Source organism: Gimesia maris (assembly GCF_008298035.1).
GTDB lineage: Bacteria > Planctomycetota > Planctomycetia > Planctomycetales > Planctomycetaceae > Gimesia > Gimesia maris.
On the sequence record NZ_CP042910.1, the window covers coordinates 2,705,534 to 2,726,877 of the forward strand.

Sequence of the window (21,344 nt, forward strand, 5' to 3'; positions counted from 1 at the left end):
AGGGCGTTTCATAAGTTGAAATATTGGATCAGGTTCCCGGCGTTGCTTTAGACCGGGTACACTCATCATGGCAAGGTATTAAGGTGGAGTAACGCATGGCTAATTTTTCGTTCACAAGTGAATCCGTCAGTATGGGACATCCGGATAAGGTTTCCGATCAGGTTTCCGACGGCATTCTGGATGCATTACTTGCTCAAGATCCCTACTCACGTGTCGCTTGTGAGACATTATGTACCACGGACTTTGTCGTGTTGGCTGGTGAAATCACCAGTAACGCCCAGGTTGATTATGAAAAAGTCGCTCGTGATGTGATTCGCGATATTGGCTACACCAGTAAGGATATCGGGTTTAACGCCGATACCTGCGAAGTTCTGGTGAAACTGCATCAGCAGAGTGCAGATATTGCCCAGGGCGTTGATGCAGAAGGAGCCGGAGACCAGGGGCTGATGTTTGGCTATGCCTGCAATCAGACTGAAGAATACATGCCGGTTCCGATTGCGCTCTCACACAGGATTTTGAACAAGCTCACTGAAATCCGTCAGAATGGTGAAGTTGACTGGTTATTACCGGACAGCAAAAGCCAGGTCACCGTTGACTATGAAGACGGCAAACCTGTAGGCGTCTCTGCAGTGGTCGTTTCCACCCAGCACACAGAAGAAGTATCTCAGGAAGAAATTCATCGTTTTGTGACTGAAAAAGTCGTCAAGGAAGTGATTCCCGCTGACTTCTTAAGTGATAAAACGAAATACCATATCAATCCTACAGGTCGCTTTGTAATTGGTGGTCCTCACGGCGATACCGGATTGACCGGACGTAAAATTATCGTGGACACTTACGGCGGCTGGGGACGTCATGGTGGTGGTGCATTCAGCGGGAAAGACTCTACCAAGGTAGACCGTTCTGCTGCCTACATGGCACGTTACATTGCCAAAAATATCGTCGCTGCCGGACTGGCTGCTGAGTGTGAAGTTCAGCTTTCCTATGCGATTGGTGTCGTCGAGCCAACCAGCATTTACGTGGATACCAAAGGCACGTCAGTGATTCCCGAAGCGAAGATTTCCGAACTGGTCGGTGAGCTCTTTCCGCTGAGTCCGCAGGGAATTATCAATCATCTGCAGTTACGCCGCCCGATTTTCAGAAAAACAACCTGGGGAGGGCACTTTGGTCGGAATGATCCTGATTTTACCTGGGAAGCAACAGATAAAGCAGCTGAATTGAGAGACGCTGCCGGATTGGGGAACGAAGTACCCGAGACACAATTTGCCATGTCCTGAGCTTTATCGTTTATTCAGAATTTGGCAGAGCAGAAGGGAAGATGCTCGATATGAAACAATCCAAGCAGAATCTTCATTGCCTGGAAAATGAAATGACACGGGGAAAGCTGTCTCTTTTGAGAGGGCTTTCCCCTCTGTTTTTCGCCGTCGTCATTATTGCCGGCGGAGGAGGGCTGCTGCTGTTACGTGCCGTTGGCTCGATTCAGGTTCCAAACAGCTATCTCCCCGTGCTGACCGTAGGCAGCCTGATGTCGTGTCTTGTCGCCGGAACCCTGCTGTTACTGCGCCAGTTCAGGATGCTCAGGCTTTCAGGCAGCCAAAAGAGTGGCCTCACGCTGGCACTCATATTGCCTGTACTGGCCGGCATGCTGGCGGTCTTGCCTGAAAAGGGACTCAATCTGATGGGCATCCTGTTTTTCTGCCTGACCTATTTCATGGCGTTTGCCGGGGTGCTGGAGTGGCTGGACCGGGAGGCAGTACGGTTCGCGGAGAGTGATCACGTCGATGTGACCGAACAGACGTTTTCTAAAACAGTCCCTGTGGAGTCCCTGGCTGAAGCTGATCCAGAGACCTCAGATCACGCCGAGATCGATGCAGGACGTGAAAAGCGTTTTGAAGCGTTACTGGCACAAAGCCAGTCTGATGTTGAATCACTTTCAGACGATCAGGAGCACGCCAATTGCTCACAGTGGATGAATCGCAACTCAGATGAGGCAGGTTTTGAATTCATTGAGGGCGGGGTCCTGGTGCAATTTGAACCCCAGCAGAAAACCCGGGTGGTGCATCTCGGACTGTATCCTCCCCTGAAGGGAAAACTCTCCGTGAACTGCGAATTTGATCCCGGTTTATCGGTCCGGACACGGGTTCTGGAAACCCGGGGCTATGGGATCAGCGTGGAGGTCAAACGATCTATCGATCTGGAATCAGAATTTGAGGCTGTCATGCAATACTGGGTGACCAATCAGACGTGCAATGAAGATGTTGCCTGAAACAGGTTTCCTTTTGATCATCAGGGTAGTTTGGGATATCTGCCGAATTGCAAAACTAATCCTCAAAGGGAAATTGAATTAAGTCTAAAATGTGTCAAAATAGGCTTTTATGTTTGTTTGCAGGGCATTGAATCTTGCCTATATTATACGTTAGCTGGAATTTTCTATATTTCGCTAGTTTCCAATTTTATGAAACGCTATACTTTGCGGACCATGTTGTCGAATCACGTCTAAACGGCTGTCGTCAACAGTCAGTGAGATTTGTTTATTTCCCGTCTCGCTACCAGTCTATATAGCTTTTGGTTACTGATGCGAAATCGTTTTGGTAATCAGTTAGTGCATCTGCATTTGAAGCCGAATCTCATCCCGAGATTCGATATTCAATGGAATTGTGCTGCATCACGATCGGACTCGTGTTGAAAGGAGGTCGAGCTCTGTCTGTTCGGCAGGTTTGACTTAAACTGAATAAGGATGTCAGGATTATGCACAAGATGTCTTTGAAATTTCAATCAAAAAATCAGGTCGATTCAACGGATCTGGAATCCGTTCTGGATGCATCCGGGTTGTTAAATCAACACAGGGATCAGGTACCTGAAACAAAAAAAATAGAGAGCAAGCGTGGTCGCCAGGTGATTAGTCAAAGAACTAATTCATTGTTGGGAGTACAAATTGTTTCGAGTGGATCGTATGTACCCGACAATGTCGTTACGAATCAGGATCTGCAGGAGCGTTTTGGATTTGACCCGGAATGGATTGAACAGCGCACAGGAATTCTGGAACGTCGACATGCCCCACCGGAAATGGCGACCAGTGATTTATGTTACGAGGCTGCTCAGAAAGCAATCCGTGCGGCCCGTGTGAATCCGGAAGACATCGATCTGTTGATCGTCGGTACGTTTACACCGGATTTCCAATGTCCTTCCGTTGCCTGCCTGGTGCAGGATCGCTTAGGACTGGATGCCCCTGCGATTGATCTGCAGGCGGCGTGTGCCGGTTTCATGTATGCCCTGGTCACCGCGGCCCAGTATGTCGCGACAGGAAACAGTAAACTGGCCCTTGTGATTGGCGGCGACTGCAACAGCCGTATCGTCAATCCCGAAGACCGTCGTGTGGCCCCGTTGTTTGGCGATGGTGCCGGTGCTGTGCTGCTGTCAAAGGGTGACCCTCATCAGGGGCTGACCTGTTATCAGACCGGCTCTGATGGCAGTGGCTGTTCTCTGCTGGACCGTCCCTCTGGTGGAACCCGTAATCCTGCCACGGCTGATGATATTACTGCTGGACGTCATTTCCTGAATATGGATGGACGCAGCGTCTTCAAGTGGGCTGTTCGAACGGTCGCCGATTCCATTGATCTGATGCTGACGAAAACGGGCATGAGCGTACATGAAGTCGATCTGTTCCTGATGCATCAGGCGAATATCCGCATTATTGATTCTGCCTGTGAGCAGTTAGGGATTCCCCGCGAGAAAGTCTTTATCAATCTCGATCGCTACGGGAATACGTCCGGCGGATCGATTCCCATTGTGATGGATGAAGCGTTTCAATCAGGCCGGATCAATCGCGGCGATACCATTCTCCTGAGTGGTTTTGGTGCCGGACTCGCCTGGGGCACAGGCTTGTTTCGCTGGTAGACCTTTCACGTGCTCTCTGATTCCCGGTGAATCTAGCCAGAACTCAGTCTGCGCGACCACCTGGTGAATTCAAACCGGGTTTACTCTGGATCGGTTGACTCTTTCGCCTCCTGCTGTACGTCGTCATCTGTTTTGTCCGGCGTCACAGGCCGTTCAATGACAGGTTCACCCGCTTTGGCAACACCCGCCAGCGGCAGCTCATTGGCGGTATCCGCTTCCTCTTCTGTGTAGTAGACGTGATCAATGGGCGTCCCGTCATCACACTTCCTCAGCAGGAAATAGATCACGGTACTGGCTGACCAGAAAAAACTGATCACGAAACCGGAAAAAGTGATGTTGAGTACGGCGCCCCAGCCCCTGGAAATGGAAGTGGCCAGGTTGGTCTTTCCCTGGTTGAACAGTTCGAAAGCCTGTTCGCTGCCCATGCCCCAGCTGACACCCCAGAATGCCAGGTGAGAAACCAGTTGCATCAACAGTTCGACAAGGAACAGACAGGCAGCTCCATAGCAGAGTGTGACAAACACCAGCCACAGAAAATACCAGATTCGACCAAATATGTAGCTGAAGATACGGCTTAAACCATCAAAGCCATCGCTGTCTTCCACGCTGATGGTGGTCATCATCAGAGGCCAGCCCGCCAGGGTTACCAGCAGGATCAGGCTCATGACGAAGGCAAACAGAAAAGCCAGTCCCCAGAGCAGACTGACGATCACTCCCCCGACACTGGGAATATTACCTAACAGACCGATCAGCAGGCAGAGGATCCAGAAGAAACCCATGCCCGCAAAGGGGAGCAGGGGGGCACTGACCAGCGACAGGATTCGTGTCAGTGAAAATTTTAGCGCAGCCCGCATGCCGATATGATCATCCTGCGCAATCTGAATTGAGGCAATCCTGGTGATGGCACCGCCGAACACCGCCCAGATAATAATCGCCCACAACAGTTGTGTTGTGGCGTAAGCCAGTGTGCTCCAGCTGGCACCGGTTTCAAACAGGGTCAGAACCGGTCTGGTGAAATAGGACATCGGTTCCAGCAGCGTTGTGCCCCGGACCAGGTTGAGCACTCCCGGTGACTGTTCTGGAATCGGGGTCAGCCCCTGTTGAGGAGAGTGTAAAAACAGGTCAGAATTCCGGGGGGGAAACTCAATTCGCTGGTGAACTAAGTCCGAACGATTGCTCACGGGTTGCTGAGGTGCAAACGGAAGTTGATTAAACAACTGGTTTCCCAGCATGAACAGCAGGATCGCTGCACAGGCCAGGATGATTTTCTGGAAATCGACAGCCAGTCGAAATACCCGAAACAGGTTCAACCAGGGAAACAGGGTTTTGTACGGAATCGGTTCGGTAATCAGTGCAGGTTTTTGATTCATCATCGTCAGAGTGAATATCCAGATGCCCAGAGATGAGAGAGATGCCCGATTGACATGATCCTGTATTTCAAAATCCGTAACAGAAAGCCCGTCAATCCCTCAGTTCGTATTCAGGCTGAAATCGTGCAGAAATTGCTGTCAATCTGATCTCAGATGACAAAACCCGAACACACTCGTGCAGATGAATACAAACCAGTGGTCCATCAATCCTGTTTTGGCAGGTGGTCAATGTCAGGCGGGCACGCCAACGGGCGTGCGGACCATTTCGACCAACGTGCCATTCCAGGTCTGATAAGACACTTGACGCGTATTATAGTCAGACCGGCGGAGTTGATGCTATCGTAGACGGGAGTTCCCCGTCATTTCAGCTGGATTTTACCGGTTCACCGATGAGCGGTTCCTGTAGTGGAGCTTCCTTGTTTTGCGATCTCTTTTTCGCCGCAGGAACAGTACAGGATTGGTAAATCAAAGGAATTGCCAGCAGGGTGATTGTGGTGCCTGCAATCAGGCCACTGACCACAACACGCGCCATAGGAGCCTGCAGTTCGCCCCCTTCACCCCAGCCCAGGGCAATCGGGATCATGGCCAGAACCGTCGTAAGTGTGGTCATCAGAATCGGTCGGAAACGGCGAGTGGCGGCCTGAATGATCAGCTCGTTCACCGGTCTTTCCGGGAATCTTCGTCGGAGCTGGTTGATATAATCAACGAGAACGATGGCATTGTTGACCACAATTCCCGACAGCACGACGATGCCGATGAATGACTGCACATTTAACGTCGTGTCTGTGAAAACAAAAACCCAGATCACACCCATCATTCCCAGTGGAACCGCAAACAGAATGTAAAACGGATCACTCAATGATTCATACTGTGAAGCCATAATCATGTACATCAGCAGAATCGCCAGAATGAAACCCTGTTTCAGTGCCGTGAAACTCTTCTGCTGTTCTTCCCAGTCGCCTGCGACACTGACCGAAAATCCGGAAGGAACCTGGATGGCACTCAGGTTTTCTTCAAGCTCAGGGACTACACTGCCCAGGTCGCGTCCCTCGACATCGGCAAAGACTCTCAGGATACGCTGTTGATTCTGGCGTTCAATCACCACGGGGGCTTCGTTGGGCTGAAATGTGAGCATGTTTTTCAAAGGAATGGTGCGACCCGTTGCTGTCGTGACACCCACCTGTTGCACGTCATCCATCTGATCGCGGTCTTCCGCCCGCAAACGGACGACAACGGGAAATTCATCACCTTCTTCCCGGTAGAGTGTGGCTTCCGTGCCCCGAATGGTCGTTTCCAGGGTCTGCGCGATATCCTGCACACTGATTTTGAGCAGTCCCGCTTTTTCACGATCGATGGAAGCAGTCAGTTCAGGGCGTTGATCTGAAACCTCTGCCTCCACATTGATCAGTCCGGGGGTCTGCTTCATGACCGATACGACCTGGTCGACAATCAGTTGCGCGGACTGCAGGTTGTGGCCGGCGACCTGTACAACCAGATCTCCCCCACCTCGTCTCCCGATCATCCGCATCAGCATCATTTCCGTTTGTGCTTTCACCTGGACTTTCATGCCGGGAATCGGGCCGATCGCATCGTCCAGCGCTTTACGGATTTCTTCGATTCCCCGTTCACGTTCACCGCGGGGTTGCAGCTGGAGTCTTAAAGTCGTGCGGTTCCACTGGTCTGCGTCATCGGCACTATCACCGATAAAGGAAGCAATCGCGATCGCTTCAGGGACTGCCTCAATCGTCGCCTGTTCCAGTATCCGCGTCTGCTGATCCAGTTTTCTGAGCTGAATGCCGGCCGCCATTCTCGAAAAGACGTTAATCGCCGCTTCGTCTGTTTTCGGTAAAAATTCCGTTTTCACATGCGGTGTCAGGCCCAGTGTGGTCGTAAAGCAGAGTAGCAGCAGGAAGCCGGTCAACGTGGCATGTTTCAAGCTGAACTTCAAAATCCGCTGGTAGATTCGCTCCAGTTTCAACAGGATCTGATAATTCAGGTGATGGAAACCATCGATCAGCTTGAACCAGTAACGGGTCCAGCCTGTATGCGGTGTTGTTGCCTGTTCCGGGATCCAGTAAGCACTCATGACTGGTGTCAGAGTCAGGCTGGCAAACAGCGAGCAGACCAGGGAAAAGGAAACCACCCACGCCAGCTGATGCAGCAGGATACCGGTTGTACCATGAATAAAGATCAGAGGCAGAAAAATGATCAGTGTCGTCAAGGTGCTGGCAATGATCGCAGAGGAAACTTCTTCAGTCCCTTCAATGGCCGCCGTTTTGGGGTCCAGGCCTTCTTCCCGTTTGCGGAAAATGCTTTCCAGTACCACAATCGAATTATCGACCAATAGACCGACGCCCAGCGCCAGTCCGCCGAATGAGATGATATTCAATGTGAAGCCCTGAAAATAAATCAGGGTGAATGTCGCGAGAACGGAGAGAGGCATACAGACGCCGATCACCAGCACACTGCGGAAGCTGCGCAGAAAGACAATCAGCACCAGAATGGCCAGTCCCATTCCATACAGAGCGGCTTCCTGAATATTGGCGATCGACTGTCGAATGTATTCCGAGTTATCCACGCGAATGGTGAGCTTCATGTCAGGCAGCGATTTGTTGACCCGCTCGACCTGCTTTTGTACCTGGTCACTCACGCTGATCGTATTCGCGCCCGACTGCTTATACACGTACAGCAGGATGCCGGGCTGTCCGTTCATGCGAGTCAGCTCAGTCCGTTCTTTCTCACCGTCGACGACTTCCGCGATGTCCCGCACGTGAACCGTGGCACCCGCCTGTTCACGAACCACCGTATTCTCGATCTGATCCAGGTCGGTAAATTCACCCTGGCTGCGGATATGCAGATTGAGATGGCCTTCCTCGTAGTTACCGGCGGGCTGGTTGATATTCTCCTGCTTCAGCGCGTTAATGACTTCGTTGACGCCCATATTGAGCGACTCGAGCTTACTGCGATCCAGGTTGATCTGGATCTCCCGTTCAATCGCGCCCCGCATGCGGACCCGGGCGACGCCTTCCAGCTGTTCGAACTGCGGGATGATCTGATTTTCCGTCAGACGGGTGAGTGTGATCGGGTCCAGGTCACTGTTCAACCCGAGATACAGAATGGGGCGGTCCGCGACATCAAAATGGCGGATGTAAGGATCTTCGGCTCCCTCGGGCAACTTGTTTCTCAGTTTGTTCAGCGAGTCACGCACTTCGTTGATCGCCAGGTTGAGATCGGTGCCCCACTGGAATTGCAGTCGTACGGTACTGCTGCCTTCCATGCTGCTGCTGAGAATATTCTCAATGCCGGAGACAGAACTCAGATTCTGTTCAATCGGGCGCGTGATCTGCTTTTCCGCCTCGTCGGGACCCGCACCCTCATAGAGCGTGATCACGCTGACGCTGGGGTTCTGAATGTCAGGCATCAGATCCACGGCCAGCTGTGATAGTGAAACCCCGCCCAGCATGACCAGCACCAGTGAGGACATCAGGGTTGTAATCGGACGCTGAACTGCCAGTCGGGTCAGGGACATAATCGATTTCTCAAGGTTTGATGATCTGCTATGAAATCAAATGATCATCCTGATCACAAATTAGTTTTCTGTGGTAACGGGGACGGTGTCTGAATCACCTGATCCATGGGCACTTCTACTGGTGTGACCGTCTGTCCTTCATCAACCATCCGATTACCCAGGGTAATCACCAGGTCTTCCGGTTTGAGCCCGGACAGAATTTCGACGAGTTCACCGTCATTGATGCCGGTTTCAATATTGCGCCGTTCGGTCATGGGAGGATTTCCACCAATGATGAAGACTGCGGAACCAGGGCCGTCTTTTCTGCGGGTCAGCGAAGCAATCGGCAGGACGCTGGTTTTGTGGCGATGTTCAAAGACGATCTGCACGCGGGCATGCATTCCCGGTTTCAGCGAGAAGTCTGCATTCGGAATTTCGATATGTACAGCGGCGGTTCGGGTTTGCGGGTCGAGAACCGGTGCTTTCCGTTTCACCTGACCTGAAAAAGTTTTGCCCGGGAACGTATCAACAGTGATGAGAGCCTTCTGCCCCAGTTTGACATCTTCGTAATCTTTTTCCACGATATGTACGATGGTCCGTACATGATCCAGGTTTACAATTTTCATTAAGGGAACATCCGGTTTAGCCAGATCGCCGACATCGACCATCCGTTCTGCCAGAAAGCCATCGGTCGGCGCCAGGACTTTATTTTCCTGCAGTCGCAGTCGACTTTGTTCCAGGTCCGATTCGGCCTGTTCCACACGGGCTTCTTCGAGTTCCGTCTGCGCTTCCTGGATTGCCTTGTTGGCCAGCGCCTCTTCCATCTCCTGTTGCGTGCTCACACCGGATTTCTGTAGAACCAGCAGACGTTCATAAGCCTTTTGAGCCAGTTCCTGGCCTGTGACTTGTGCTTTCAGTTGCGCTTTGGCAACCGTCAGTGAGGCAGCTGCTTTACTGACCAGTTCCTGCAGTTCGGTGTCATTCAATTCCAGAATCACATCGTTGGCTTTGATCCGCTCGCCTACATCAAACGGGATGGATTTAATATACCCATTGTATTTCGAGCGGATTTCCACCTGGGAACCGGCTTCCAGGTTGCCCACCAGGGTAATCCGTTTTTCCAGAGTTTTTTCGGTAGAGCGGGTGACCTGTACCGCGATCGGCTCAGTCAGGATTTTTGTGGGAGAGGTTTGTGCATTGTTCAGGGAGTGTTCATAAACCAGCCAGCCTGCAATCATGGCAATGGCCGTACAGGCTGGGGCAATCAGTACTTTCATCTTTTCGTTTCTCCGGTTGTGTGAACCGCAGCAGGAACCTTTGAGCAAACAAATCGTTTACTGATCGAGACTCTGAGATTGCAGACTCGTTCAATGAAAAATCAGTTTGTAAAAGCTCTTGATGTATGACAGCAGAGGGACTCTGTTGTGCAATCGGGCAGGTTGACGGTTATCGTGTAAAGATAAACTTCTGGTTGTTTAAGGCAGGTAAGCTAAGGCAGGATCGACAAATCATTTAAGGCGTCGACTCAGCTCTACTATTAGAACTATATCGGTTAGAGAATTCAAGATGTTTGTCGTTCTCAACGTCTTTGTTTAAATATTCTTTTGTTTATAAAATCACAGGCTGATCTTTCCTGTTCTTATGCCATTTCTATGCTAAAATCCACACCAGCCTCTGAATTTTGCAACAATGATAAGAAAATATTGAATTTTGACAGTCGGCACAGTTTGGCCAACCTGTGAATTTGCTTTGAGAAGGGAAGAATTATGGATTTAATGAGTACGATTGCCGGTTCCATGATGGAAGGATTTTTTCCAGCAGGATGGGATCTGGCCAAAATTGATCAGTGCATGAGCGCCGATCCCACGACTATTACAGACCGCCAGTCGTGGTGGCATGCAGACTTCCAGCCTGTCATGTGTGGCAGTGTTACCGATTTCGATACGATGTTGGGACATGAGATCGCTTTAACGATTAAACAGTCTCGGGATGCTGGTGAGAAACTGGCATTAATCCTGCCTGTAGGCCCGATGGGCATGTATCGCTGGGCTGTCTACTTCCTCAAGGAATGGGGCGTCTCCTGCGATCATGTGTATGGCTTCAATATGGATGAGTGGAGCGATGTCGACGGCAATACATTGCCGCCTTCGAACCCCGGTGCGTTTCAGTATGCCATGCAGGAAGCCTTTTATGGTCCCCTGGGCGACCTGACTGTTCCCGAGAATCAGCGTCACTTTGCGACGAAAGATGTACTGCCCACCTACGCAGAAAAAATCGGTGAATTAAAATCTGCGGGCGCGAAACTGGGAGTCATTTTCGGTATCGGACGCGTTTGTCATATCGCGTTCTGGGAACCGCATTTTGCCGGCGAATTTAATTCTGAAGAAGAATGGAAAGCACAGACGCATCGCATCGGTGCTAAACTGCATCCGCTGACGATTGAGCAGAACGCTGTGACGAGCTTCAAGAGCCGCACCACTCTGGTACCCGCTTATGCGAATACGATTGGTCCCGGTTGTTTCCTGCAGGCCGACAAGATCATCGGCGGCTGTGACGGCATCTTCTCACGCGGCATGCAGTGGCAGGGAATGAGTGTCTGGATGACTCTGCGACATGAGCCTACCAGCTGGATTCCTTCCACTTACATGACGACTCAGCCAGGTCGACTGATTATTCTGGACGAACTGGCGGGACCACTGGTCGCCGAATGTAACTAAACGATCCACCTGCAAACCCAAAAGGCAGCTCGAATACTGATTTCGAGCTGCCTTTTAATTTTCATCGTCGTGTCGCTGAGAACACTTAACCTGCTGTCTGCTCCAGCACCGACTCATGCACATAGATCGGCAGTGGTGGTTCGTAGTGAATTGACAACGCGATGGCATCACTGGGGCGACTGTCGATCTCGACCAGTTCTCCATCCTGTTCCACCCGCAGTACGGCATAATAAGTATGATCTTCCAGATGGGTAATCACGATATCTTTTAAGGTGCCGCCCAGGGATTCGATCGTATTCTTTAACAGGTCATGCGTCAGTGGACGCTGCGGAGAAAACTCCTGGTTGACCCGGCGGTCAATCGTGGTAGCTTCAAAAATACCAATCAGGATCGGGAAGACACGCTCGCCTTCCACTTCGCGCAGATAGATCACCTGCTGATCGCCGATCTCGCTGATAATAATACGAGATAACTCCATTTCCACTAACAAGAGAGCCTCCTCAGGTCCGGCAGGGAATTCACTGCAAACCAGATTCTATGTGACGAGTTAAAACTGAAATACCTGTGATCGCGAAATTATTATACACCGTTTCCGGGGAGGGCAACAGATTCTGTTTGATTTCGCATACGCGAAGCTCAGCCTATTTTCCCTCGAGTTCATCAATGGTTTTCAGAACACTTTGCAGCTGTTTCTGATTTCCTGCCAGTGTTTCCTGTACCCCTGCCACCACATCGGCGGGGGCCCGATCGACAAAGTTTTTATTGGCCAGTTTCTTCTCACTGGCTTCGATATGTTTCTCGAGTTTTTCTGCTTCACCTCGCAGCCGTTCGAGTTCTGCTTCCAGATCGATGATGCCTTCCAATGCGATGAAACCGTCGACATCGTTGAGCGAAAACGTCGCAGACCCGCTGGGACGTTGGACGTCCGCGCCCGCTGATTCCAGCAATGTTTTCGCCAGGTTATCAAACTGTCCCGCCACATTCTGCATGTCATCAGCCACGCTGGATTCGCAACGCAGAAAGAGTTGCAGTGGTACTGCCGGGGAAATTTTATAGACCGCGCGAATATTCCGTACGGCGACAATCATTTCCTGCAGACGTTCAAACCGTTTTTCCAGTTGTGGGTCCTGCCAGTCTTTTGGTGGCTCCGGCCAGGCGGCGATCATGATGCTTTCTGTCCCTGGTTCCGGCGTGAACAGTCCCCGTTCGGGAGCGATTTCATTCAATCGCTGCCAGAGTTCTTCGGTAATGAAGGGAACGAAGGGCTGCAGCAGGCGGAGCAGGGCATCGAGCACGCCGACGAGCACGCGCTGTGCTGCCGGTTTCTGTTCTTCATCCCACAGGCGGGGTTTGATCATTTCCAGGTACCAGTCGCAGAACTCATTCCAGGTAAAGTCGCGAATGGCACGTGTGGCCACGTCGAACTGGTAGCGACTTAAGACGGTGGTCATCTCTTCGGCAACCGTAGAGAGTCGACTGAGAATCCAGCGGTCTTCCATCGTCAGATCGGACTCAGTAAGTGGAGCAGGGGTGTACCCTTCCAGGTTCAGCATGGCAAAGCGACTGGCGTTCCAGAGCTTGTTACAGAAGTTTCTGCCATACTCAAAACGCTCGCTGACAATGCGTGCCACCTTTTCGCTGGGATCCGGGTCGAACCAGGGGCTCGTGTACTGATACGATTTTCCACTTTTAGGGAATTTGATCCGTGGCTTTTCACCGCCGGCAGGAATCGTTGTCTGATGCTCCAGAGTCTGGGGCACGACTTCACCGTTTTCCGGATCTTCATAACCCACGGGCAGACGGACGTCCTGTGTTTCCCCTGCAAACGAGGCAATCGTGAAGCGGACTGCATCGACCCCGTACTTGTCGATCAGGTCCATGGGATCAACGCCGTTCCCCTTGGATTTGGACATCGTCTGGCCGAAACCATCCAGAATTTTCGGATGGATACAGACATGTTTGAAAGGAATGTCTTCCATGTTATACAAGCCGGTCAAGACCATGCGGGCGACCCAGAGTGTGATAATATCACGGCTGGTCACCAGCACGCTGCCTGGATAGAAATAATCGAGGTCCGGATTCTTGTCGGGCCAGCCCAGTGTGGCATGTGGCCAGAGGGCACTGCTGAACCAGGTATCCAGAACGTCTTCATCCTGCATCAGCTTGTGAGCGGCTCCCAGTTCATCCCCGGTCAGGTCCGTCTCACTGCAGATCAGCCAGCAGGTGTCTTCATCGTCTCGGCGATAATCCACGTCATAACGATCGCCAAATGCCAGCTTCAGATCATCTTCAGAACAGGTGTCACAGTACCAGATGGGAATACGATGTCCCCACCAGAGTTGACGACTGATACACCAGTCCCGCTTTTCTTTGAGCCAGTCCAGGTACGTTTTGGAATAACGACTGGGAAAGAAACGCACACGCCCGTCTTCGACCGCATCGATGGCGGATTGTGCGAGGGTATCCATTTTCACGAACCATTGATCGGACAGATAAGGTTCGATGGGAGTTTTTGATCGATCGCTGTGTTTGACAGGAATCTGGCGGTCTTCCACTGCAATAAAGAAACCCAGCTTGTCCATATCTTCCACGACTTTTTTACGAGCCGCGTAACGATCCAGGCCTTCATACTCGCCGGTCGCGTCGTTCATGGTCCCGTCCGGATTCAGAATATTGATCTGCTCCAGATCATTTCGAAGTCCACAGGCGTAGTCGTTGGGGTCATGCGCGGGAGTCACTTTGACGGCTCCGGTCCCCAGATCTTTGTCTGCCAGCAATGCATCCGCGATGATCGGGATTTCGCGCCCGTTTAAGGGAATGCGAACCAGTTTGCCGACCAGGTGTGTGTATCGTTCATCGGAAGGATGAACGCAAACCGCGGTATCGCCGAGCATGGTTTCGGGACGCGTGGTCGAAAATGAAATCCGTTCATCACTGTCGACAACCGGATACTGGAATGTCCAGAACTGCCCGGCAATATCTTCTGAAAAAACTTCATCGTCGGCCACAGCGGTCTGCAGGAACGGGTCCCAGTTGACCAGTCGTTTTCCACGATAGATGAGATCGTCGGAGAACAGTTTCAGAAAGGTACGGCGGACCGCTTTGGAACACATGTCATCCAGGGTAAACCGGGTGCGCTGCCAGTCGCAGCTGGCGCCCAGTTTTCTGAGCTGATTCAAAATGCGTTTTTCGTACTGATCTTTCCAGTCCCAGATCCGCTCGACCAGCGCTTCACGGCCGATGTCGTGGCGTGTCAGATTTTCCTCTTCCTTCATGCGGCGTTCTACAACTGCCTGGGTGGCAATGCCGGCATGATCGGTTCCGGGCATCCAGAGTGCTTCGTAGCCCTGCATACGCCGCCAGCGGGTGATCAGGTCCTGGACCGTCCCATTTAACGCATGTCCCATATGCAGTGCCCCGGTGACGTTGGGGAGCGGGATCATAATCGTGTGCTGTTCTTTTTCCGGGTCTGGTTCGGCGTGAAAGTAGCCTTTTTCTTCCCAGAACTGATACCACTTCTGTTGTGCACTTTCAGGGTTATACTGTTTCTCTAACGATTCGGTCATGATTTCGAGTTGGGTCTTGTGCTTTGAGGCATGGTTAAAGTGGAGAAATCGCTCTGCCACGAAATAGAGCGCATCACATTTAAGTATAGCGTCTCTCAATCTAATATACTCGGGCCAAACAGCCCTGGAAACGCTACAGTAAAACTGGACACTGTCCAGCTGTTTTTCTGTTACTGAAACGAACTATACCAGTTCCGATATCGCAAAAACAGGCATGACGGGCATTGTTGAGGCTCTGAGATTTGAAATCCGGATTGGATTTCTGTTGATGGTTCCGTCTAACGGGACACGGGTCAGCTTAAAATAGTTCCCTCATCCTTGTAAAGCTTGTATTCGACGCTGTCTGCCAGAGCCAGCCAGCTGGCTTCGATGACATTTTCACTGACGCCGATACTGCTCCAGACCTTGTGTTCGTCACGGCTTTCAATCACCACCCTGACGCTGGCGGCTGTTCCCTCTGCGGAGTTGATCACGCGGACCTTGTAGTCCACCAGATGCATTTTTTCGAGAGCCGGGTAAGCAGGGCAGAGGGCTTTTCTGAGAGCGGTATCCAGGGCATTCACCGGACCGTCTCCTTCGCCCACCACGTGTTCCTGCTGGCCGTTGACGATCAGCTTGATGGTCGCTTCCGTGAGTGGCTCATGCGTATTGTCTGACTCGACATTCACACGGTAGTGGATCTTTTCAAAATGCGGTTTGAAGGTCCCGGCTACTTTTTTCACGAGCAGATCAAACGACGCTTCCGCGGCTTCGAACTGGTAGCCTTCGTTTTCCAGGTCCTGCACTTTTTCGAGAATCCGCGTGAGCAGTTCCGGATCATTGTCCAGTTGCATCTTGGTCGTTTTGGCAACGATGTTGGAGCGACCTGACAGTTCGCTCACCAGCACTTTGCGTTCATTGCCGACAACTTCCGGTTCGATATGTTCGTAGCTGCGTGCGATACGGTTGACCGCGTGCACGTGCATGCCCCCTTTATGGGCAAACGCACTGCTGCCGACAAAAGGCTGGCCGGAGCGGAAATTCATGTTAGCCAGTTCGTAAACATAGCGTGAGAGTTCGGTCAGGTTATGGAGCTTATTGTCGAGCAGTACCGAGTAGCCTTCTTTTTTCGTGACCAGGTTGGCAATTACGCTGATCAGGTCAGCATTGCCACAACGTTCTCCGATGCCGTTGATGGTTCCCTGTACCTGGATGGCACCATGTTTGACGGCCGTCAGTGAATTGGCTGTTGCCAGATCGCAGTCGTTATGGCAGTGAATTCCCAGGGGAACGTTCACTTCAGAACGGACCAGGTCCACGTATTTCGTAATCACTTCGGGCAGGCTGCCGCCGTTGGTATCGCAGGGAATGACGATGTCTGCCCCCGCGTCAGCAGCCGCTTTGATGGTTTTGAGTGCATATTCCGGGTTGGCGCGAAAGCCGTCGAAGAAATGTTCTGCGTCGTAGATGACTTCCCGTCCGCAGGATTTGATAAAGCCGACGGAATCGGCAATCATTGCCAGATTCTCTTCGAGCGAGACTCGAAGTACTTCGGTGACGTGCAGGTCCCAGGTTTTGCCGACGATGGTCACCACAGGAGCCCGTGAGTCACGCAGAGCCTGCATGCCGACATCGTCTTTGGCTTCAATCTCTTTGCGGCGGGTCATGCCGAAGGCGGTCACTTTGGCGTGCTTCAGATCCATTTCCGCGACGCGCTGGAAATATTCAGTGTCTTTCGGATTCGAAAGGGGATAGCCGCCTTCAATGTAATCGAAGCCCATTTCATCGAGCTTTGCGGTAATCTGCAGTTTGTCCTCCAGTGAGAAGTTCACGCCTTCTCCCTGGCTGCCATCCCGCAAAGTGGTGTCATACATCTGAATTCGGGCCATCGTGGGGGCTTTCTTTCTGTTTAATTAAGAAATCACTCTTGTTGCGTCTGCTGTTATTCTTTTCAGGCGTTACCGGGGCAGTGCTTGATTCGTCCTGGTCTACATAACAAAAAAACCTCAGGTTGTGACCTGAGGTTATGAAAATCTGTTAAATTGGTAATGATCCTCAAGTCATTGGGAGTCTGAAATTTCGCAAATAATAATAATGTCGCTGATGCGGACCATATTTGAGACAGACAACATAGACCAGAGAGCCTTCCTCTTGATTTGATACGATTGATAACTGACAGTCGATGGAAAGATCATAAGCAGCAGGGGAGTATGAGTCAAACGAAAAGCCGATTTCGCCCTGTTTTCAGGTCAGATTCTCAGCGAAGCAGGGGGGTAGATGCTCAAACGAACTCTTCTTCGTATTCTTCTTCCCCTAAATCGTCCTCGAACTGGTTTGCCTTCACGGCTTCCCACTCATCGAGTGTGTACAAGACTTCACGTGCCTGCGAGCCGTTATATTCACCCACGATGCCATCTTCAGCCATATAGTCTATCAACCGGGCACCACGACCGTAGCCGACTCCCAAAGCACGCTGCAGCAGTGAAACGGAACCGCGACCTTCACGAATGACGACTTCAACGGCTTCTTCGTACAGGCTGTCTTCTTTACGGTCCGATTCGCCGCCATTATTTTTCTTGGAATTGGCTGCGGTGATTTGAGCCAGTTCCGGACTGTATTCAGGTGCCATGTCACTGAAGAAGTCAATCACGCGTTCGATTTCCTCGTCACTGACATACGCGCCCTGGGCCCGTGTCAGTTTACTGGTCCCAGGTGCCAGATACAGCATGTCACCGTTGCCGAGCAGGGCGTCTGCACCGTTTTCATCCAGAACCACACGACTGTCGCCGCGACTGGCCACCTGGAATGAAACGCGGGCAGGCAGGTTGGATTTAATCAGACCGGTAATCACGTCAACCGTTGGTTTCTGAGTTGCCAGCACCAGGTGGATTCCGACAGCACGAGATTTCTGAGCCAGGCGAATAATATGTGCTTCCACGTCTTTACCAGAGGTCATCATCATGTCGGCAATTTCATCGGCGACGATCACGATCGAAGGCATTTTTTCCGGCATCTGCAATGCTTCTTCCGATTCAGGATCGATTCCAGCCAGATCCAGAACTTTATCCTTACCCAGTTTGTTGAAGCTTTCGATGTTTCTGGAGCCGCAGCGGGCAAGCAGGTCGTAGCGTTCTTCCATCTTGTCGACGGCCCACGCCAGCACGGCTTCCGCTTTTTTCATATCGGTGATCACCGGATGCATCAGATGGGGGATGCGTTTGTAGCCGCTTAACTCCACCATCTTCGGATCGATCATCAGCATTTTGACTTCGTTGGGCGTGCGGGTCATCAACAGTGACAGAATCAGTGTATTCAGACAGACACTTTTCCCGGTTCCGGTTCGACCGGCAATCAACAGGTGAGGTAATTTGGCCAGATCGGCAGTCAGAGGATGTCCGCTGACATCTTTCCCCATGAACAGGGGAATGCGACTTTTTTCTGTTTCGTCAGAGCAGGCTTCGATCAGTTCTTTCAGACGGACCATGACCTGTTTGTCGTTGGGAACTTCCACGCCGACCGTGTTTTTTCCGGGAATGGAAGGCACTACTCGCACGGAAGGCACACGTAAAGCGACTGCCAGATCGTGAGCCAGCGCGGTAACTTTGGCCACCCGCAGTCCGGGTTTCAGATCCAGTTCGAACAGTGTTAAGACAGGGCCGGTATCGATTTCGGAGACCTGGATATCAAGACCAAAATCAGCGAACGTGTTTTCCAGAACTTCGGCCGCTTCTTCCGCTTTTTTGGCTAACAACTCAAACGGGAAGTCTTCCGCATCTTCCAGCAGGTCTAACCCGGGCAGCTTATAGGAGCTGTTTTTTTTTTGCTCGATTGGCTGAGTCTGTCGCGCCACGCGAATTCCCGCCGGCGGATTGACTTTGATCGGCTTGCGTTTTTTAGGCTTTACTTTCGCTTTGGGAACGGCGACGACTTCTTCTTCGTATTCGTCTTCCTCTTCAGCGACAATTTCTTCTTCCTCTTCATACTCTTCTTCGTCTGCTTCTTCTTCAGTTTCATCCACTTCAGCCGATTCACGACTCAAGGCTTTGAAAGGAAAGGTGAGGCAGGAAAAGAAGAGACGTACCGGCAGCGTATCTGCTGTCAGCAACAGTCCAGCCAGAAACATCGAGGTCAGCAGAATCAGCGATCCAGCAACCGAAAATCGGGTTTCCAGCAGAGAAAAACCGAGTGCACCAATATACCCACCACTGCCAATCAGTGGTGTCGCACTGTTTTGTCCCAGCATCATCTGGCTGACAATACAGGCTGAAATCAGAATCAGACTCAGGCCGATGAGTTCCACCAGAACTCCGGAAGTTTCCTGTCGCGAGAACATTCGCATATCGACTACGATTAATGCCAGGAAAATTCCCCAGGCACCGATACCGAAACCGGTACGCAGGTAATGGGCAATCTGAGCGCCGGAGTCACCACACAGGTTTTGTGCGACATCACGGACAGGGTAGACGAGTTGCGCAGGAGGATCGGCGGGGTCGTAACTGAACAGACTCAGTCCAAGAAAGACTGTCGCTGCCAGTAATCCCAGCGCGATTAAATCTGTTTTGAACCGTTGAATGTCGATCATGCTGACCAACCTGCAAATCTATGTAAGAAATTTCGGGTTGTGTATTCAAAGGAGAATCAACGGCGCGCAAAGCGGACGCAAAATAATGATTACTTTTTTTGTGGGGATTGACCAGAAAATTTGTTCGAGTGAAAAATAGTTCCCGTCTGCGATGAAAACCCAAGAACATCAACAGACGGGAATATTTTCACGACCAGTGTCTCAATGGGGGGGCATTGAGACGTACCAAACAAAAGTATGGATTCATAAAAATGTTGATTTCCTTAACTACTCAAACCTATCACACAAACGGAGGGCGGGTCGAAAAAACTCATCAAACGATGTTGTGTTTTAGCCACATGCGATCGTGCGATTCGGGTTAGAACAGTCAGCGGAAGTTATCAGGAACACGTCGTGCCGACTGTAACGGTTGCGCGGGATTGACAGGTTCTGGCCTGTCTCCCGGTTTATCGCAGTAGACGTGTGAGAAGGGCGACCGGTTATCTGCCTGCCAGATGCTGCTGGATCCATTCGATCAGCGAATCTGCGACCTGGGTCTTTTCGCCCGAGTAAGTCGCGACAATCTCCTGGCTCTGGTCGATCACTTCCACGAAGTTTTCTGAGGAGCCGATGGCGCTCACACTGTTAAGCACGATGGCATCGCATTTTTTGCTGTAGAGTTTGCGAACGGCGTTAAAGCGGGCATCCTGCGATTCCAGCGCGAAGCCCATCACCCAGCGATTCCCTTTCTGGGATCCCAGTTCTGCCAGAACGTCGATCGTTTCTATCAGTTCCAGGGTAATCGCCTCGCCGGTTTTAGCGATTTTGCCGGGTTTACGGGTTTTGATCCGATAGTCACAGACCGCGGCAGTACCAATCACACCATCACAGTTTGGGAACAGTTTTTCGCATTGCGCGAACATCTCGTCCGTCGTTTCAACCTGGTAAAGCTCGCAGCCGGCGGGGGGAGCAATAGTGACCGGGCCTGAAACCAGCGCAACTTCATGACCGGCGGCAATGGCGGAGCGGGCTAAAGCATATCCCATCTGTCCGCTGCTGGCGTTGGACAGGTAGCGAACATCATCCAGGTATTCTCGTGTGGGGCCGGCTGTGATCAGGATTCGCATTGGAGGATCATTCAATGGATGAGTTCGAAGCAGGGCAGAGCAGATTCGAATTACCCCAGTAGTTCTTCAATTCGGGTTAAAATCTCTGCCGGTTCTGCCATCCGTCCTTTTCCGATCACGCCACAACTCAACCAGCCTTCGCCTGGTTCTACGATCTGAATTCCGTCTGCCTTTATCTGTTCCAGATTGCGCTGAACCGAGGCCTTGGCCCACATGTCAGCGTTCATCGCCGGTGCCAGCAGGATGGGAGCAGTGCAGGTCAGCGTGAGCGTGGCTAGCAGATCATCCGCGAAACCATGCGCCATCTGGGCCATCACGTTTGCAGTGGCGGGCGCGATGACAAACAGTTCGGCTCTTCTGACCAGGCCAATATGCTCTCCCTGAAAATGTTCACGGGGAGCAAACCCGTCCTGGTAGACCGGGCGGCCGGTGAGGGCTTCAAATGTGGTCGCGCCTATGAATTTCTGCGCGGCTTGTGTCATCACCACGCTGACGGCTGCCCCTTTTTGAACCAGTTTGCTGGCCAGGTCAGCCGTCTTGTATGCGGCAATTCCTCCAGAAACACCTAATAGGATTTCGCGCCCCTGCATGGGTTGGTTTCCGGTGCTCATGGTACTGAATC

The 21,344-nt window shown here is 51.6% G+C and carries 13 protein-coding genes; 4 read left to right on the forward strand and 9 right to left on the reverse strand.

All coding sequences use genetic code 11. The annotated features are described in order from the left end of the window. Positions 1-95: 95 nt before the first annotated feature. The 3 genes from metK (at position 96) to GmarT_RS10010 (ending at position 3,894) form a co-directional block, all read left to right on the forward strand. The gene (gene metK, locus GmarT_RS10000) at positions 96-1,274 is read left to right on the forward strand and encodes a methionine adenosyltransferase (protein ID WP_002649024.1); all 1,179 of its coding nucleotides are present in this window, start codon (positions 96-98) and stop codon (positions 1,272-1,274) included. A gap of 50 nt (positions 1,275-1,324) precedes the next feature. Then, positions 1,325-2,263 (forward strand): hypothetical protein, encoded by a 939-nt coding sequence (locus tag GmarT_RS10005; protein ID WP_149302606.1) that lies wholly within the window; start codon positions 1,325-1,327, stop codon positions 2,261-2,263. Positions 2,264-2,754: 491 nt separating this feature from the next. Beyond that, entirely contained in the window at positions 2,755-3,894 is a 1,140-nt protein-coding gene (locus tag GmarT_RS10010; protein WP_002649022.1) for a 3-oxoacyl-ACP synthase III family protein, read from the forward strand. A gap of 80 nt (positions 3,895-3,974) precedes the next feature. Here GmarT_RS10010 and GmarT_RS10015 read toward each other — a convergent pair whose 3' ends face one another. From GmarT_RS10015 to GmarT_RS10025, 3 genes are all read right to left on the reverse strand, one after another. Then, positions 3,975-5,267 carry a hypothetical protein gene (locus GmarT_RS10015; RefSeq protein WP_002649021.1) on the reverse strand — a complete coding sequence of 431 codons (1,293 nt, stop codon included), beginning with the start codon at positions 5,265-5,267 and terminating at the stop codon, positions 3,975-3,977. Positions 5,268-5,628: 361 nt separating this feature from the next. After that, a complete protein-coding gene (locus GmarT_RS10020; RefSeq protein WP_002649019.1) occupies positions 5,629-8,793 on the reverse strand; it encodes an efflux RND transporter permease subunit in 3,165 nt (1,054 codons plus the stop codon). A 53-nt stretch (positions 8,794-8,846) separates the two neighbouring features. Continuing rightward, positions 8,847-10,049 (reverse strand): efflux RND transporter periplasmic adaptor subunit, encoded by a 1,203-nt coding sequence (locus GmarT_RS10025; protein ID WP_002649018.1) that lies wholly within the window; start codon positions 10,047-10,049, stop codon positions 8,847-8,849. Positions 10,050-10,538: 489 nt separating this feature from the next. On the opposite strand from GmarT_RS10025, the gene GmarT_RS10030 reads away from it, so the two are divergent. Next, positions 10,539-11,489, forward strand: a complete 951-nt coding sequence (locus GmarT_RS10030; RefSeq protein WP_002649017.1) for a sugar phosphate isomerase family — start codon at positions 10,539-10,541, stop codon at positions 11,487-11,489. A gap of 85 nt (positions 11,490-11,574) precedes the next feature. Here the strand turns inward: GmarT_RS10030 and GmarT_RS10035 are convergent, their stop codons facing one another. The 6 genes from GmarT_RS10035 to GmarT_RS10060 form a co-directional block, all read right to left on the reverse strand. Next, a complete protein-coding gene (locus GmarT_RS10035; RefSeq protein WP_044240094.1) occupies positions 11,575-11,979 on the reverse strand; it encodes a bifunctional nuclease family protein in 405 nt (134 codons plus the stop codon). A gap of 151 nt (positions 11,980-12,130) precedes the next feature. After that, positions 12,131-15,055: a valine--tRNA ligase gene (locus tag GmarT_RS10040; protein WP_002649015.1), complete on the reverse strand. Its 2,925-nt coding sequence runs from the start codon at positions 15,053-15,055 to the stop codon at positions 12,131-12,133. Between the two features lie 293 nt (positions 15,056-15,348). Beyond that, positions 15,349-16,923, reverse strand: coding sequence for a citramalate synthase (gene cimA, locus GmarT_RS10045; RefSeq protein WP_002649014.1), 1,575 nt, complete (start codon positions 16,921-16,923; stop codon positions 15,349-15,351). A 392-nt stretch (positions 16,924-17,315) separates the two neighbouring features. Then, positions 17,316-19,616, reverse strand: coding sequence for a DNA translocase FtsK (locus tag GmarT_RS10050; RefSeq protein ID WP_002649013.1), 2,301 nt, complete (start codon positions 19,614-19,616; stop codon positions 17,316-17,318). A gap of 479 nt (positions 19,617-20,095) precedes the next feature. Then, the gene (locus GmarT_RS10055) at positions 20,096-20,722 is read right to left on the reverse strand and encodes a phosphopantothenoylcysteine decarboxylase domain-containing protein (protein ID WP_002649012.1); all 627 of its coding nucleotides are present in this window, start codon (positions 20,720-20,722) and stop codon (positions 20,096-20,098) included. A 50-nt stretch (positions 20,723-20,772) separates the two neighbouring features. Beyond that, entirely contained in the window at positions 20,773-21,333 is a 561-nt protein-coding gene (locus tag GmarT_RS10060; protein WP_002649011.1) for a flavoprotein, read from the reverse strand. Positions 21,334-21,344: the final 11 nt, after the last annotated feature.

Excerpts from the sequence above, each read along its gene's own strand:
- cimA (WP_002649014.1), bottom strand. The coding sequence starts at position 16,923 with ATGGCCCGAATTCAGATGTATGACACCACTTTGCGGGATGGCAGCCAG.
- GmarT_RS10055 (WP_002649012.1), bottom strand. The coding sequence starts at position 20,722 with ATGCGAATCCTGATCACAGCCGGCCCCACACGAGAATACCTGGATGAT.
- metK (WP_002649024.1), top strand. The coding sequence starts at position 96 with ATGGCTAATTTTTCGTTCACAAGTGAATCCGTCAGTATGGGACATCCG.
- GmarT_RS10060 (WP_002649011.1), bottom strand. The coding sequence starts at position 21,333 with ATGAGCACCGGAAACCAACCCATGCAGGGGCGCGAAATCCTATTAGGT.
- GmarT_RS10020 (WP_002649019.1), bottom strand. The coding sequence starts at position 8,793 with ATGTCCCTGACCCGACTGGCAGTTCAGCGTCCGATTACAACCCTGATG.
- GmarT_RS10005 (WP_149302606.1), top strand. The coding sequence starts at position 1,325 with ATGAAACAATCCAAGCAGAATCTTCATTGCCTGGAAAATGAAATGACA.
- GmarT_RS10025 (WP_002649018.1), bottom strand. The coding sequence starts at position 10,049 with ATGAAAGTACTGATTGCCCCAGCCTGTACGGCCATTGCCATGATTGCA.
- GmarT_RS10015 (WP_002649021.1), bottom strand. The coding sequence starts at position 5,267 with ATGATGAATCAAAAACCTGCACTGATTACCGAACCGATTCCGTACAAA.
- GmarT_RS10010 (WP_002649022.1), top strand. The coding sequence starts at position 2,755 with ATGTCTTTGAAATTTCAATCAAAAAATCAGGTCGATTCAACGGATCTG.
- GmarT_RS10040 (WP_002649015.1), bottom strand. The coding sequence starts at position 15,055 with ATGACCGAATCGTTAGAGAAACAGTATAACCCTGAAAGTGCACAACAG.
- GmarT_RS10030 (WP_002649017.1), top strand. The coding sequence starts at position 10,539 with ATGGATTTAATGAGTACGATTGCCGGTTCCATGATGGAAGGATTTTTT.
- GmarT_RS10050 (WP_002649013.1), bottom strand. The coding sequence starts at position 19,616 with ATGATCGACATTCAACGGTTCAAAACAGATTTAATCGCGCTGGGATTA.